Source organism: Hungatella sp. SB206, assembly GCF_051132295.1.
Taxonomy (GTDB): domain Bacteria; phylum Bacillota; class Clostridia; order Lachnospirales; family Lachnospiraceae; genus Hungatella; species Hungatella effluvii.
The window spans coordinates 1305662-1320651 of record NZ_CP096603.1 but is presented as its reverse complement, the minus strand read 5'-3'; the positions used below and the strand labels follow the sequence as shown (position 1 = coordinate 1320651).

At 51.9% G+C, this 14990-nt stretch carries 15 protein-coding genes; 2 read left to right on the top strand and 13 right to left on the bottom strand.

Features of this window, described 5'->3' with window-relative positions; all coding sequences use genetic code 11:
• Positions 1-6 precede the first annotated feature (6 nt).
• Positions 7-504: a PTS fructose transporter subunit IIA gene (locus tag M1L66_RS05875; RefSeq protein ID WP_434691501.1), complete on the bottom strand. Its 498-nt coding sequence runs from the start codon at positions 502-504 to the stop codon at positions 7-9.
• 52 nt (positions 505-556) lie between these two features.
• On the bottom strand, positions 557-1936 hold the full coding sequence (locus tag M1L66_RS05870; protein WP_434691498.1) for a sulfatase family protein: 1380 nt from the start codon (positions 1934-1936) through the stop codon (positions 557-559).
• A 233-nt stretch (positions 1937-2169) separates the two neighbouring features.
• On the opposite strand from M1L66_RS05870, the gene M1L66_RS05865 reads away from it, so the two are divergent.
• Both M1L66_RS05865 and M1L66_RS05860 read left to right on the top strand, forming a co-directional pair.
• Entirely contained in the window at positions 2170-2883 is a 714-nt protein-coding gene (locus M1L66_RS05865) for a GntR family transcriptional regulator (RefSeq protein ID WP_029467397.1), read from the top strand.
• 8 nt (positions 2884-2891) lie between these two features.
• Entirely contained in the window at positions 2892-3560 is a 669-nt protein-coding gene (locus M1L66_RS05860) for a lactate utilization protein (protein WP_187023233.1), read from the top strand.
• A gap of 118 nt (positions 3561-3678) precedes the next feature.
• Here the strand turns inward: M1L66_RS05860 and M1L66_RS05855 are convergent, their stop codons facing one another.
• From M1L66_RS05855 to M1L66_RS05805, 11 genes are all read right to left on the bottom strand, one after another.
• A complete protein-coding gene (locus M1L66_RS05855) occupies positions 3679-4128 on the bottom strand; it encodes a cytidine deaminase (RefSeq protein ID WP_434691495.1) in 450 nt (149 codons plus the stop codon).
• Positions 4129-4168: 40 nt separating this feature from the next.
• On the bottom strand, positions 4169-4837 hold the full coding sequence (gene deoC, locus M1L66_RS05850) for a deoxyribose-phosphate aldolase (protein ID WP_434691493.1): 669 nt from the start codon (positions 4835-4837) through the stop codon (positions 4169-4171).
• Between the two features lie 19 nt (positions 4838-4856).
• The gene (gene deoD, locus M1L66_RS05845) at positions 4857-5564 is read right to left on the bottom strand and encodes a purine-nucleoside phosphorylase (protein ID WP_187023236.1); all 708 of its coding nucleotides are present in this window, start codon (positions 5562-5564) and stop codon (positions 4857-4859) included.
• Positions 5565-5579: 15 nt separating this feature from the next.
• Complete coding sequence (gene udp / locus M1L66_RS05840; RefSeq protein WP_187023237.1) at positions 5580-6362, bottom strand: uridine phosphorylase; 783 nt, start codon at positions 6360-6362, stop codon at positions 5580-5582.
• A 26-nt stretch (positions 6363-6388) separates the two neighbouring features.
• Positions 6389-7108 carry a Crp/Fnr family transcriptional regulator gene (locus M1L66_RS05835; RefSeq protein ID WP_002601355.1) on the bottom strand — a complete coding sequence of 240 codons (720 nt, stop codon included), beginning with the start codon at positions 7106-7108 and terminating at the stop codon, positions 6389-6391.
• Positions 7109-7630: 522 nt separating this feature from the next.
• Positions 7631-8551, bottom strand: a complete 921-nt coding sequence (locus M1L66_RS05830) for an ABC transporter permease (RefSeq protein ID WP_110323911.1) — start codon at positions 8549-8551, stop codon at positions 7631-7633.
• On the bottom strand, positions 8544-9668 hold the full coding sequence (locus tag M1L66_RS05825) for an ABC transporter permease (RefSeq protein ID WP_187023238.1): 1125 nt from the start codon (positions 9666-9668) through the stop codon (positions 8544-8546). The genes M1L66_RS05830 and M1L66_RS05825 overlap by 8 nt, the downstream gene beginning before the upstream one ends.
• Positions 9661-11196: an ABC transporter ATP-binding protein gene (locus M1L66_RS05820; protein WP_270811403.1), complete on the bottom strand. Its 1536-nt coding sequence runs from the start codon at positions 11194-11196 to the stop codon at positions 9661-9663. The genes M1L66_RS05825 and M1L66_RS05820 overlap by 8 nt, the downstream gene beginning before the upstream one ends.
• A gap of 65 nt (positions 11197-11261) precedes the next feature.
• A complete protein-coding gene (locus M1L66_RS05815) occupies positions 11262-12353 on the bottom strand; it encodes a BMP family ABC transporter substrate-binding protein (protein ID WP_187023239.1) in 1092 nt (363 codons plus the stop codon).
• A 68-nt stretch (positions 12354-12421) separates the two neighbouring features.
• Positions 12422-13375: a YjjW family glycine radical enzyme activase gene (locus tag M1L66_RS05810; protein WP_434691486.1), complete on the bottom strand. Its 954-nt coding sequence runs from the start codon at positions 13373-13375 to the stop codon at positions 12422-12424.
• On the bottom strand, positions 13372-14865 hold the full coding sequence (locus M1L66_RS05805; protein WP_187023241.1) for a YjjI family glycine radical enzyme: 1494 nt from the start codon (positions 14863-14865) through the stop codon (positions 13372-13374). Before M1L66_RS05805 ends, M1L66_RS05810 begins: the two co-directional genes overlap by 4 nt.
• Between the last annotated feature and the right edge of the window lie 125 nt (positions 14866-14990).

The window sequence follows — 14990 nt, the reverse complement described above, 5'->3', positions numbered from 1 at the left end:
TGTCTTTTACTCTTCAAATTCGTCTTCCCCATCATCCACGGAAGGCACATAGACAACCAGCTGGCCTTTTCCTGCTTCGCAGGCCGCATCGGCCAGTCCCGCCACATTTCCCTTCCGCAATCCCTCCGGAAATTCGTCCTTCTCTGCGGCGTGCTGTCCGGAGGGCGTCCCAGCCCCCTCATACATGGCGCGCGACAGATACGCTTCTAAAAGCACCGGCAGATTCGTTCCGCCGATTACCTCGATTGCTTCCGTCCTCGTAAGCTTCAGCTTCAGCGATACGTTAAACGGAGATCCTCCCGCGATGTCCGTGAGGATTAAAATTCCTTCCAGCCCGCTTAAGGCCTCCACCGCCCTCAGCAGCTTCTCTGTCAGGGCTTCCACCGAATCCTCCGGCAGGAAATCCACCGCTTCATAATACGCCGTCTCTCCTGCCAGCAGCTTTAACCCGCTGGTAATTCCGGTGGCAAAAGAACCATGACCCGTGACAATGATTCCTATCATACCATTCCCCTTTCTGCAAGCACTTCCGGAAACTCTGCATTCTCCGGTATGCTTATGACTTTTTTCTGTTGCTGTTTACTGCAGACACATAGTCCTCCGGATTCTTCGAGCTTGCCGTAAGGCATTCCTTCCGGTTGACCTTCCACTCCGGCGAAACAGAAATCCCCCCGATCCTTATGGGATCGTCCGTTTCCCGCAAATGGCGGTCCAGCCGGGCTGCAAGTACTTGCTCCACTGCTGCGAACTCCGGAAGCCCCGCTAAGTTTCTGCGCTCCCCCACATCGAATACAAGATCGTAGAGCGCTTCCTCGTATTTATGCTGCTCCTTTAGCCCCCTTTCGTTAAAGTAATCTTTCGTAAGCGACTCGTCTATATTGGACTGATTGATTCGCAGATACGATGCGTCATAATACCGGATATACTTGTACCGTTCTGTACGGATACAGCGGATGGGCTCATAGGAGGTGTGGAAATTCACCTCTGCAAATATCTCATCCCGGATCTTTGCTTCCGGGTCGTCCAGCATGGGAACCGCCGACACGCCCTCCAGGTAACCGGGTTTTTCAATTCCCAGCAGATCGCAGAGCGTCGGAAATACATCCAGATGGGATACCAGCCCATCGATCACATGTCCGTTAGCCCGCTTTCCCGGAGCCCTTATAAGAAGCGCTACCCCGATGCCGCTGTCAAATAGTGTGCATTTACAGAACGGCTCCGCAAGGCCATGGTCCGTCGTAATCAGTATAACAGTCTCCTCCATAAGACCCTTTTCCTTCAGGGCGTCAAGCACCCTGCCCACGCAGAGATCTGCTGATTTCGCACTCGTCATGTATCTGGCAAAATCCTTTCTCGTCTCCCTGCTGTCCGGTATAGGGCCAGGCGGCAGGACAAGGTCCTCGTTAATATCGCGATCAATGACATCCGGAAATCTTCTGTGTGTGGCGTACATTCCATAGGACAGGAAGAACGGCTTTTTCCCGTCGTAGTTCCCGATCCATTCCGCCGCACGGTCCGCGTTCTTCTTATCCCATTCCGTCAAATCTTCCTGCCTGTATCCATCACTCAGACAGCTGATCTCCTCCTGGTATCCAATGGTTTCAGCCCCCTGCTTTGTATCTAAGTACCAGCCCGCTTCATGCTGGATTCCGTCTAAAACAGTCCGGTAGCCGTTTCTATTTAAAAAACGGACCAGATGTTTCTCATAATCCATGGAAAATCCTCTCTGTGCAAGTCCCAGCATCCCGTTCTGATGGGGATACGTCCCGCTCAGCATCGCCGCCCGGCTGGGAGAACAGGTCGGCCCCGCACAGTAGCAGTTTCGAAATACCGCCGCCTGTTTCGCAAATGCCTCCAGATTCGGTGTGGGGACCGCATAACCGTACGGGCCCAGCACTCTGCCCGAGTCATGAGTATGTATATACAAGATATTCAAAGACTGCGCCTCCTCCCTATTGTCTATTTTTACATATTTTCCAACACTCATAGGTAAAATATACAACCTTATGGCCCAAATGTCAATACATTTAATTTTATTTGTATTGTTATTATGTCGGTCATATGTATTGAATTCTAGCATCATATATGTATACATTATATAAAAAAGCAAATTGCCTTTTCTCCGGTTATGTATTATAATGATTGCAGTACATTTTGGCAGGTGATAATATGGCAGAAAAAAGAATTGCCCAATACAGACAGATAGAAAATGATTTGCTGGAGCAGATTAATCTTGGATACTACAAAAAGGGAGACTTGATTCCCACGGAGCTGGAATTGTCGGCCACCTACCACGTTTCCAGAGTTACGGTACGCAAGGCCACGGACAATCTGGTGGCCAAAGGCATTCTCCAGAGAGTGGCTGGTGTCGGAACTTTCGTGAGCCGATCCGCCGTCACGCAAAACCCGCCGCCGATCCAGGGCTTTACGGACTTAATGAGAGAACAGGGGCTGGAGCCGACGACGAAGGTCGATGTGTTTACATTACAGAAGTCCCCCGCCAATATCGCCTCCATATTGGGAATCGAAAAGGAAGACCCGATTTACTACATTCACCGCCAGCGCTATGGCGACGGAGAACTGCTTCAGCTGGAGACCACCTATATGTCCGCCAGGCTGTATCCTGACATCTCCATTCAGATTCTGGAATCCTCCAAATACCAGTATTTTGAAAAGGTCAAGGGGATCAAGATCGCCTACAGCCACCACGCCGTGACTCCGATTCACCCCTCGAAGGAGGTGGCGGAGCTTTTTGGAATTGCGCAGAACACCCCCATCATCAAGGCGGCTAATGTGACACATCTGGAGAACGGGCAGATTATGGATTACACGGAGCTGATCCTGAACTCACCCAAGTATCAGCTGACCTATATCAAACGTTAGGAGATAGAATGCAGAATTCCCTTACAGAGATTTCATCTGATTGTATTCAGACCGTCATGGACGGTCTGCGGAAAAATAATATGGACGTGCAGTATGTTCCTCACAAGGAAGAGGCCGCCGCTGCGGTTGCCTCCCTGTTAAAAGAGGGGGATACCATTGCCGTCGGCGGATCGGTCACGCTGGAAGAGACCGGCGTGCTGGAGCTGGTACAGAACGGGCGCTACCATTTTATCGACCGCTATGAAGACGGACTATCGGACCGGGAAAGGAAGGACCGTCTGACAGAAGCATTTCGTTCCGACGTGTTTCTCTGCTCTGCTAATGCAATTACAAAGAACGGGGAGATCTATCAGGTTGACGGATTAAGCAACCGGATCGCGCCGCTCGTATTCGGTCCCGACAGCGTTATTATTGTAGCCGGTATCAACAAAATAGCGGCGGATATCGAGGCCGCCGTCTATCGTGTCAAAACCGTCACCGTACCTGCCATTGTAAAAAGAAGAGGCCTGGATGCGCCCTGCGCCCGTTTGGGAAGCTGCATCGCGGCCGACCAGAAGAACATGGCTTCCGGATGCATGTGTGATGCAAGGCGCTGCTGCAATTATCTGGTGCTCGGACGCCAGAGAGTCAAAGGCCGTATCAAAGTCATTCTCGTTGGAGAATCTTTAGGATTTTAAAAAGAAGCGCTTTTCCGGTGCAACCATGACCGGAAAAGCGCTTCTTCTATTCTTTGTTACTCTTTATTATTCGTTATTTTTCTTTTTTACCAGCTTTTAATTACCGCTCTTTCCATCTCTACAGCAAATTCTTTGGTCCGAACCCGATCGGCAGCAATTCCTTCAGCGTAAAGATTTCATACTCCTCCCTGCTGGAAGGCAGAATAATCTGAAACGTCTCCGGGTCGCAGAATTCCATCATCACCTGGCGGCAGACGCCGCAGGGAGCCGTCAATCCTTCCGGGACACCATCCTTCCCGCCGACGATACAGATCGCAGTAAACTCTCTCACCCCTTCGCTGACCGCCTTGAAGAACGCCGTCCGTTCCGCACAGTTGCTGGGGGTATACGCCGCGTTTTCAATGTTGCAGCCCTGATAGATTATTCCGTCAGCCGTGAGCAGCGCTGCTCCGACTTTAAATCCGGAATAAGGGGCGTAGGCCTTCGCCATGGCCGAAAATGCCTGGGATATCATCTCCTCAGCGGGAAGCTTTGTCCTAAGCGCAGCCATTCTCTCCGTACAATCCATAACGGCCTCCTTTCCTCTACCAAACAGTCTAGTGCCGCCCTTAATATCCGCCGTCACTCTTCTCCTGCTTTACCAGCTTGATCATCCGGCTGGTTCCCAGGCGCTCCGCGCCCAGCTCCAGGAACCTTTCCGCATCTGAGAGCGACGAGATGCCGCCTGCGGCTTTGATCTTTACCTCTTTTCCCACATGAGCCTTGAAAAGAGCCACATCGTCAAAGGTTGCTCCCGCTTTGGAAAATCCGGTGGATGTCTTGATAAAGTCCGCGCCGGAACGGGTTACGACCTCGCACATACGGATCTTCTCCTCATCGGTGAGAAGGCAGGTCTCGATGATGACCTTTAATGTCTTATCTTTGCAGCATTCCTTTAACGTGCGGATCTCCTCCTCCACGCGGTCGTATCTGCCGTCTTTCACCCAGCCGATGTTGATGACCATGTCAATCTCATCGGCTCCGTTCGCAATCGCGTCCTTTGTCTCATACGCTTTTACCGCGGTCGTGGAATAACCGTTCGGAAAACCGATCACCGTGCAGACCGCCATGCGGTCCTTCATATATTCTTTGGCCGCCTTCACATAGGAAGGAGGAATGCAGACCGACGCGGTCCCAAATTCCATGGCCTCATCACAGATCTTCCTGATTTCTTCCCAGGTTGCCGTCTGGGTCAGCAGCGTATGATCCACATACTTTAACGTTTCTTTTCCGTCCATATTTTCCTCCTGTGCCTCCTTACAGTTCCAGAGCAATCTCCATCATCTTACCGAATCCCAGCTGGCGCTCCTCGGCGCTTAATTTCTCCTCGCCGTAGATCAGATCCGAGATTGTCAGCATACAAAGCGCTTTCTTTCCCGCAGCCGCGGCGTTCATATACAGCGCGGCAGCTTCCATCTCCACGGCCAATACGCCCATACTGCGCCACTTGTCATTTACGGTAGTGTCCGCGTTATAGAAAATGTCGGAAGAAAGGATATTGCCTACCACCACATGGGTCCCCTGTGCTTTCGCCGTATCCACCGCTTTCGCCAGCAGACCGTAGTCAGCAATAGGGGCAAATGTCCCAGGGAGGCCGTACTGATAAGCATAGTTGGAATCCGTGCAGGCGCCCATGCCGATTACCACGTCCATAAGCTTTACCCCATCCTGTAAGGCTCCTGCGGAACCGATGCGGATAATCTGCTCCACGCCATAGAAATGGAACAGCTCATACGTGTAAATGCCCACAGACGGCATTCCCATTCCGCCGCCCATGACGGAGATCTCTCTTCCCTTATACGTTCCGGTATAACCGAACATGTTGCGCACCGATGTCACCAGCACCGGATTTTCCAAATACGTCTCCGCAATATATTTTGCACGCAGAGGGTCGCCCGGCATCAGTACTGTCTTCGCTATCTCTCCCTGTTTCGCCCCGTTGTGGGCTGTTGGTATCATACTCATTTGCCTGTCTCCTTCTCAATTTCTGCTGTTTTCTTCCTGAATCATCATCCGAATAGCCTCGACAGCTGTCCGGATGGCCGCATCCGTGTCATGGACGATCGGGTTCTCAAGCCCTTCCTTTGCCCTCTCCTGGTTAGCCATAACGAGAAATACCGATCCCGCTCTCACCTTCAGCGCGCTGGCCACAATAAACAGCGCCGCCGACTCCATCTCAGAAGCCTTGCAGCCCAGACGCAGCCAGGCGTTCCACTTATTCATCAGCTCATACGATACCGGCTTCGTCTCCGGTGAATGCTGGCCATAGAAAGAATCCTTGCACTGGACGACGCCGACGTGATACGGTTTTTCCAGCTTCTTCGCCGCCGCTGCCAGGGCGTTCGTCACATCAAAATCGGGAACCGCCGGAAATTCGATAGGCGCATATTCGCGGCTGGTGCCCTCCATGCGGATAGCTCCATTGGCAATCACCAGGTCCCCGCTCTTAACATTGATATCCATCCCGCCGCAGGTGCCGATACGGATAAAGGTATCCGCCCCCGACATCACCAGCTCTTCCATGGCGATCGAAGCCGACGGTCCGCCGATTCCAGTGGAGGTAACGCTGACAGGCGTTCCGTCAAGCGTTCCGGTATACGTCACATACTCCCGGTTGTCCGCGATCAGCTTTGGATCGTCAAAATATTTCGCAATAAGCGCGCACCGCTTCGGGTCGCCCGGCATAATAACGTACCGGCCCACATCACCTCTTCCCACCTGGATATGATACTGTTTCCCTTCGTTTTCCGAATAGTTTGTCATAAATGACCTCCCTTTCTCTCAATCCGTTATATATCATTCTCATCTATCTTATCCGCCATAGCCGATTTAATTCTCTGGTACTGTTCTTCACTGATTAAGATTCCCCTTCCCTCCCGGGAAATGTATCCCTCTTCCTCCATCTGGCTTACGCACCGGTTTACCGTCTTCACACACAGCCCCGTACTGTTGGACAAATCCTTTCTCGTCAAATGAATCCGGCAGACACCCCGTCTGGCTGAATCCCGGTATATCTGCATAAACAGAAGAAAAAGCCGGTCGATTCCCTGAAGGAAGAGAAAGAGACGCTCCTTCCTCACCTGCTCCACGAGATAAACGCTCATAGCCTTCACCTGTTCCAGCACCGCGTGGATATCCGTCAGCATCCAACGGCTGAACTGGTCCTTGGACACGCAGAGGAAGCGGCAGTCCGTCTCCGTCATTAAGGTCGTCTTATATAAATCGTATCCCATGAGAAATTCCATGGCCCCGAACACCTCGATGGGATAAAATCGCGTGTAATCGTATGCCACCTCCTGAATGCGGTAATCCGTCGCCTTCACAATTCCCTCTACCAGAATGTATACAGTGTCCACATGCGCGTTTTCATGGATGAACGTGGTTCCCTTCTTCAGACGCACGATCTGAAATGCTTCCAACAGCCACTTAGGCGCGTTTGCCAGATAATTATTCAGATACTCGCGTTCTTCGCTGCGCAGCTCGTTGATCAAAGATACAACATCATTCATGGTCTACCTCCTTCATCCATCCTCGCTATCCTCTCCCTCTAGTTTGCATCATTTCACAAAAAAAGTCTACTGTTCCTCATAAATTTTTTTAATATTTTCCCTCTATGACTTACCATCCCCAGCCTGACGCCAGTCCAATCCGCCAGTCTGCTCCGCCTGGGACGGGAAGGGGACTTTTCCGTACCCTGGCCGGAAAAAGGCGGAAGCCGGCGGGCAGAAGACGGCGATTTTTTCCGGAGTGTGGCGGGACTTAGGGCGGGCAGGGGGCAAACGGGGGGCAGATTTTCGTTTACAGGACGAAAATCTGAGGGCACTGAGAGCGAACTCATCAAGAGTTCGGTCGAATTGCCCGGTACCCCCGTTTGGCCCCTGCCCGCCCTTAGTCCCGTCCACTCAGGAAACATGAGCCGTCTTCTGCCCGCCGGCTTCCGGCTTTTTCCTCACACCGCCGCCAAAGTCCCATTCCCGTTCCAGGCGGAGCAGACTGGCGGATTGGACTGGCGGCAGGCGTCCCCTTCAATTTTATCTGGCTCCCTTCTCGTACGGCTGGCCGCTTGCCTTAGGTGCAGAGGACTTGCCAACAAAGAGAATTAGAATCACAATCGTAATAAAATACGGCAGCATAGCGAGAATCTGTGACGGGACTGCGAAGTTCCCGCCTCCCAGCGTTACCGTCAGCGCCTGGGCCGCGCCGAACAGAAGACATGCGCCATACGCCCCGTGTGGCGTCCACTTACCGAAAATAACGGCCGCCAGCGCGATAAATCCCTGGCCGCTGATAGCGGTCGGCGTAAACTGCGGAATAATGGCCAGAGTCATGGCGGCTCCGCCAAATCCCGCTAACAATCCGGAAACCAGAACACAGATGTAGCGGATCACATACACATTGATACCCATGGTATCGGCAGCAGCCGGATGTTCCCCCACGGCCCGGATGTGAAGACCCCATTTTGTCTTATACAGAAAGAACCAGATGAACACAGCCAGCAAAAGCGCGAGAACAACGGTCACATCCACATTTAAATTCTGAAGAGCCCCCTGTACTTTCAGTCCTCCGAACAGCTTGGGAATCTTGTTTGGTACCGGCTGCGACATGGTCGCACCGTCGAATAACAGCCGGCAGACGAAGAGCGCCACACCCGGTCCGATTAAGTTAATGGCAATTCCGGAGATCGTCTGGTCCGCTTTGCAGGTAATGGCGGCAAACGCATGGAGAAGCGCAATCAGTCCGCCTGCCAGCCCCGCGGCGATAAATCCGGCCCAGGCGCTTCCCGAGTAATATCCCACCGTAGCTCCCGTGACCGCTCCGATTGTCATCATTCCCTCAATCCCCAGGTTTGTCACTCCGGACCTCTCTGACACGACTCCGCCCAGTGCGGCGAAAACCAGAGGAGTTGAATACATCAGTGTAATGCCGATAAACAATGTCAGACTGTTAATCATGTTTTTTTCCTCCCTTTGACAGACGTTCCACCAGCGGCGGAATAATATGGGTCAGCGCAACAAAGAACACGATAATGCCGATGACAATGTTGATAATCTCGGACGGTGCGCCCACCTCGTACTGCAGTGTCTGGCCGCCATAAATGAGACCGCCGAACAGAAGTCCCGCAAAGATACAGCCAACCGGAGAGCTTGCCGCGATCAGACAGACTGCCAGCCCATTAAAACCGGTATTCTCAAATGCCGCCAGTGTAGCGATTCCGTGGGGAGAGTTGCCTGTTATGTAAAGAGCTGCCGCCAGCCCGCAGATCGCGCCGGAAATCAGCATGGAATGCAGGATATTCCGGTTCACATTAATTCCCGTAAACTCCGCCGCAAACCGGTTTGCGCCGACCGCGCGAAGCTCAAATCCCTTTGCCGTCTTGTAAAGCAGAAAAGATACGAGCACGGCAAGGATGATGGCAATGAGAAATCCGGCGTTGACGTCTGTCTTTAAAAGCGTATTTTTCAGGAATTCATTTTGCATCAGTGCGGCCTTCCCGCCTTCCGTCGCCTTGTAATTTCCCAGAATCATCGTATAGCCGGAACGGTTGATCGCATACGTTCCGATGGTGTCCGGCTTATGGAAGCGCTCCAGTCCGCACACATAGTTGGAGAAATAGAGCGCAATCCAGTTGAGCATGATGCTGGTGAGAACCTCATGGATACCGAATTTTGCTTTCAGAAAGCCTGCAATTCCTCCGTATACCGCGCCTGCCGCTACTCCCGCTCCCAGCACCAGGGGGATCTGAATCACCGGTGGGAAATCACAGACAATTCCGACCACGGTGGCCGCGACACAGCCCATAATAAACTGCCCCTCCGCACCGATGTTAAAGAGGCCGGTTTTAAATGCAAAGGCCACTCCGATTCCGGTCAGAATCAGAGGCGTGCTTTTGATAATCACGTTAGACATATGCTTGGGACTCGAAAAAACACCGTTTAACAGAACGCCCAGCGACTGAACAGGCGGATATCCGACCGCAGCCAGAATGATTCCGGCGACCAAAAACCCAAAAAAGATGGCAATCAGGGTCATCGTGAGCGGCTTTTTCAAAATATGAACAGTTTTATTCATGATTCTTTCCTCCTGCCATCAACAGGCCAATCGTATTTTCATCCACGGTCCCCTGTGGAAACGTATCCTGGATTTTTCCATCGTAGATCACCGCAATGGTATCAGAGACATTCATTACCTCATCCAGCTCAAAAGAAATGAGGAGCACCGCCTTTCCCTTGTCGCGCTCGCGGATCAGTGTCTTATGCACGGTCTCGATGGCTCCCACATCCAGTCCGCGGGTGGGTTGAACCGCAATCAGCACATCCGGGTTCATGGAGATTTCACGGCCGATAATGACCTTCTGCTGGTTTCCTCCAGATAAGCCGCCTGCCCGCTTCGAACCACAGTCCTCCGGCCTGACGTCAAATTCCCCGATCAGTTTTTTGGTGAACAGCTCCATCTCCCTCTTATTCAGAATACCTTTTCTGGAAAATGGTTCCTGGCGGTATCTCTCCAGCACCGCGTTCTCATTGACCGTGAAATCCAGTACCAGGCCGCGTTTCTGCCGGTCCTCCGGTATCGTGCTGATCCCACTGTCGATGACGGTGCGCGGATTTGTGTTGCCAACCGCTTTTCCATTGACTGTAATGGTTCCCTTCTCCGCGGGCACGAGACAGTTAATCGCTTCTACCAGTTCCTTCTGGCCGTTGCCGTCGATACCCGCAATCCCCACGATCTCGCCCTTCCGCACGGTTAAGTTAAGCCCCTTTACCGCGTCCAGCTTCCTCTCGTTCTTCACAACCAGATCTTTAATCTCCAACACGGTTTCCCCGGGCTTTGCAGGTGTCTTGTCCACCACCAGCTTCACCTCATGGCCCACCATGAGCGTTGCCAGCTCCTGCTCCGTCACCTCTTCGACCGATATGGTATTGATATACTCTCCGCGGCGAATGATTGTGCAGGTATCGGAGGACGCCTTGATTTCCTTTAGCTTGTGGGTGATAATAATGATGGCTTTTCCGTCATCCACCAGATTGTGCATGATGGAAAGAAGATCTTCGATTTCCTGAGGAGTCAGCACCGCAGTAGGCTCATCCAGGATCAGCAGTTCAGCTCCCCGGTACAAGGCTTTTAAAATCTCCACTCGCTGCTGCATTCCCACGGAAATATCACTGATTTTTGCATCCGGATCAACCTCCAGACCATACTTTTCGACGATTTCCAGAATCTGTTTTCTGGCCCTTTTCATATCCACGATTCCTGCGTGGGAAGTGGTCTCATTGCCAAGAATGATGTTCTGCGTCACCGTAAAATCCTCTACCAGCATAAAGTGCTGATGAACCATACCGATGCCGCTCATGATCGCCGTATTGGGATTTTTAATATCCTTCTTCTTTCCGCCTATGTAAATATCGCCCTCGTCGGCCTGATAAAGACCGTACAGCACATTCATCAGTGTACTTTTTCCTGCCCCATTTTCACCCAGAAGGGAATGGATGCTGCCCTTTTTTACGTCCAGATTCATATTTTTCAAAGCGTAAAATGCCCCGAAACGCTTTGTGATCCCATGCATCTGAACCGCATAGTCGCTGCTCACCGTGGCCATCTCGATTTCTCCTTTCATTTTTACACCGCAGCCCTGCTGGTACTGCGGTGTAAAATCATTCGTCCCTATTCTGCTATGAATGCTTCGTACGTTTCTTTTGTGGTTGGCGGAACCAGTTCCCCGTTTTTGATGGATTCCGCTACCTTCAGCGTATCCTCATAAACGCCGTCCGCCATGTTGCCGTGTTCTTCCGGAATGCCTACACAGTCCTCCTTTAAGCCGAATGTCAGTGTCTGTCCGCCAATCGTTTCGCCTTCCATTGCTTCGATGGAAACTTCCTTAACAGCTTTACCAACCAGCTTAAGCGCTGATGTCAGAACGTTTTCCGGCGCTAAGTAAGCCTGGTCTCTATCCACGCCGATTACCCATTTGTCCGCTTCCTTTGCAGCCTCGATCACGCCGGTTCCGCTTCCGCCTGCGGCATGGTAAATCACGTCACAGCCGTCTGAATACATCTTTGTGGCAATGGCTTTTCCTTTCGCCGCATCGCTGAAGCTTTCCGCATACTGAACGGAAATATCGATATCCCTGCCCAGTTCCTTTGCCGCGTACTTGACGCCCGCCTCATAACCGTACTGGAACTGGTCAATCAGACCGGAAGATATGCCTCCCACGAAGCCGACCTTGCCGGTCTCCGTCATACGGCCCGCCACGTAACCGACCATAAAGGAGGGCTCCTCAGCCCGGAACATTACTCCCGTTACGTTGTCCGGCGTATCATCATAGGCATTGTCAATAATTGCATACTGAATATCCGGATTGCTGTCCGCTGCTTCCAGTACTGCATCCGCACAGGCGTAGCCCACGCCCCATAAAAGGTTGGCGCCGTTGTCTCCCAGCCTCTCCAGGTTCGTAACGAAATCCGACGCCTGTTTTGATTCAATATAGTTAACTTCTACTCCTTTTTCTTCTTTTAACTCGGTCAGACCTTCCCATGCCGACTGGTTGAAGGACTGGTCGTTGATTCCGCCCGTGTCCGTGATCATCGCAACAGAAAAGCTGCTCTTGCCTTCCGATGTCCCACCGCCTGCATTTTCTGTGTTCTCTGTCTTTGCACTTTCCGCTGTTGTACTTCCTGTCTTTGCGCCTCCGCATGCTGTAAGAGACAGTGCCATTGCCGCCGTTAATCCAAATACAATTCCTTTTCTGAGTTTCATAATGCCAATTCCTCCATCTGCATTTTTTAATTTATAGTCACGTATAGTTTTTTACCCTGTACGATCCTTTATACAACCTGAATATCCTGAAACCCGTATCTGACCGCCAAATTCTTAAGCGCTTCCATGCGTTCCCGGGACGGACTTTTCGCCTCCTTAAGACTTCCAGTCACTCCATATTGACGGAAGGTGATCAGCTTCAGCCGGAACTCCTTCAAATAGGGAGCTGCTTCCCGGGATACGCCTGCGATGACCGCCTCCATATCCACTTCGGGAACCCGTTCCTGCCGGTTTTCCCCCTCGTGCTCCGAGTCCAGGCAGACCAGCCGCACTTCGAATAATTTTCCGTGTTCCGCCAGATATTTAAGATTCTTCTTTACTATGGAAACATCTCCGCCTGTCAGCCGTCCAAAGACTTTGTGATCCCACGCCTTTACATCTAACATCACCTGATCCGTCACCTGCATGAGCCGTGGATATTGGGACAAATCCACACAGCCGTTGCTGTCCAGGAAACAGGAAAGCCCCGCTTTTCCTGCCCGCCGGAACAACTCTGTGAGGAACTCCGGATACAAGGCACATTCACCTCCGGAAACGGTGATTCCCTGGATAAACGGCATGTTTTTTTCAATTTCCTTCCACACGTCTTCTGCGCTCATCCGGCGCACCTTTGGAGACGCATGGCTGGGACAGACGCGAATACAGGTATCGCACTGCATACAAAGGCTCTCATCCCAGATTACGCTGTCATGCTTATATTCCTTCGATACTGCTCCGCCATTCCGTGCTTCTCCGCCCTCCGGCTCGTCTCCTCCATTTACCTGAATCGACAGCGCTCCCGCCGGGCACTGGCTGACACAGAGGCCGCAGCCGCTGCACAACTGCTGTGTCTCAGGGTTGTGGCAATAGGCGCAGGCGATATTGCAGCCCTGGACGAATACGGAGGTGCGGCAGCCCGGACCGTCCACAACGCTTAATGGAATAATCTTATTAATCACGGCCTCGGGAGGGACCATGCTCATAGCGCCCTCACCTTCCTGTTTTCCAGATGTGCATTCCGGTAGTTATCTCCTCCGAGATACACCGTATTCTGAAGCACCGCCTCGCCCTCGTAATATTTTTCCATCTCGCTCCGTTTCACCAGATAGCCGGTAATCCGGACTAAATCGCTGTCCGACGCATAAAAGCTTATGTATTTATCCCCCAGGGAAAATGCCCCCTTAACGATATCCAGCATGGCCGCCGGATTATTTCTGCCGGTTGGGTCAAAGGAAAAGATATCCGCGCATCCGGTCGGGAAAAAGCGATGGAAACGCGCGCTGTGGCGAAGGTGGTCATACATGCGTTCCGGTTCCATTCCAACCGGAATCCTCACTCCGGACGTAATTCCGTGGTCCGAGTCGATGCCGACCTGCGCGTGGAGTGCAAAATGGCCATGAAATACCTCCGAGTAAAGCGCCTTCGATGTCTCCGCATATTCCGCGATGACCTGCATGATCTGGTCTGCCAGCTGGTCCGCTTCCTGATCGCTTCCGTAGATCTTATCCGGGTCATCCATCAGCAGATTTGTGCATTCCGCCAGCCCCACGACTCCGAACATGGCAAGGAATTTATCCCTGGAAATAAACCCCTCTCTGGAGAGGAACGAGGTCTCGAAGAAATTTGATTCTTCCACGAGGAACCGGATTCTCTCGTTCATATAGTCCCCCATACGCTGCAGACAGTCCGGAAGGACCTCCGTCAGAAACTGTTCTCTGCTCTCTGCCTCGGGAACCAGCTTCGGAAGGACGATTCTCGTCAGTGTGTAGGAGCCGCCTCCAATGGGCAGAATGTTGTAACAGCTGGAAATGCCGTAGTCCCCATACGTATCCTTGTGCATCCGGTGGTTGCAGATGGCCGGATTTGCGCAGTAAAGGGAGGTATAGAGCGCCAGTTCTCCATAGGAGTCCGGCGTAATATCCGGATCATATTTCAGTGTCAGATTCGGCACCGCATTTTGAAGCTCTTTTTCCAGCTTCAGGATGATCCGTCCGGTTCTCGTCTCCTCCGGGCCAAGGTTTGCATGACAGAACCCGTCGGTAATGGTTCGGTCCAGATAAATCAGGAACAATCTCAGCTTTTTCTCCGCTTCCTCATCGCTCACACCTTCGAGAAACGGTTCGATCAGGCGGTCGATGCTGCCAAGATAAACGGGATAACTGGTAATGGAGGGCACATGGCGGTACAAAATCTCCAGGAACTGAATCACCTCGTCAAGATCCTTCGGCGGGTCAAGCTGCAGAAATTCACACCCTTTTTTTATCGCCGCTTCGTAATCCGGCATGATATATCTTGGCCGGTACGGTGCATGGCCTTCGTCCAGGTCACAGATGGCTCCGGTCTCCATATAGTGACGGGTCTTCTCCGGTATCTCCAGTACCTCCAGACTGTTCTCCGCCGCATGGGCCAGGGCCACCACCTTCTGTTCATACGTCAGTCCCTTCGATGTCACAATGTCTAAAACCTTATTCATGCATTCCACCTCTTTCTTTTTCAATGGAGCTTATGTCTCTTTTCATTTTGGAATAATCACATTGTAGCAATGGTTTTTTTATTTTAAAAGGACTTATGTCCCTTTTTATGGAAATATTATCCACT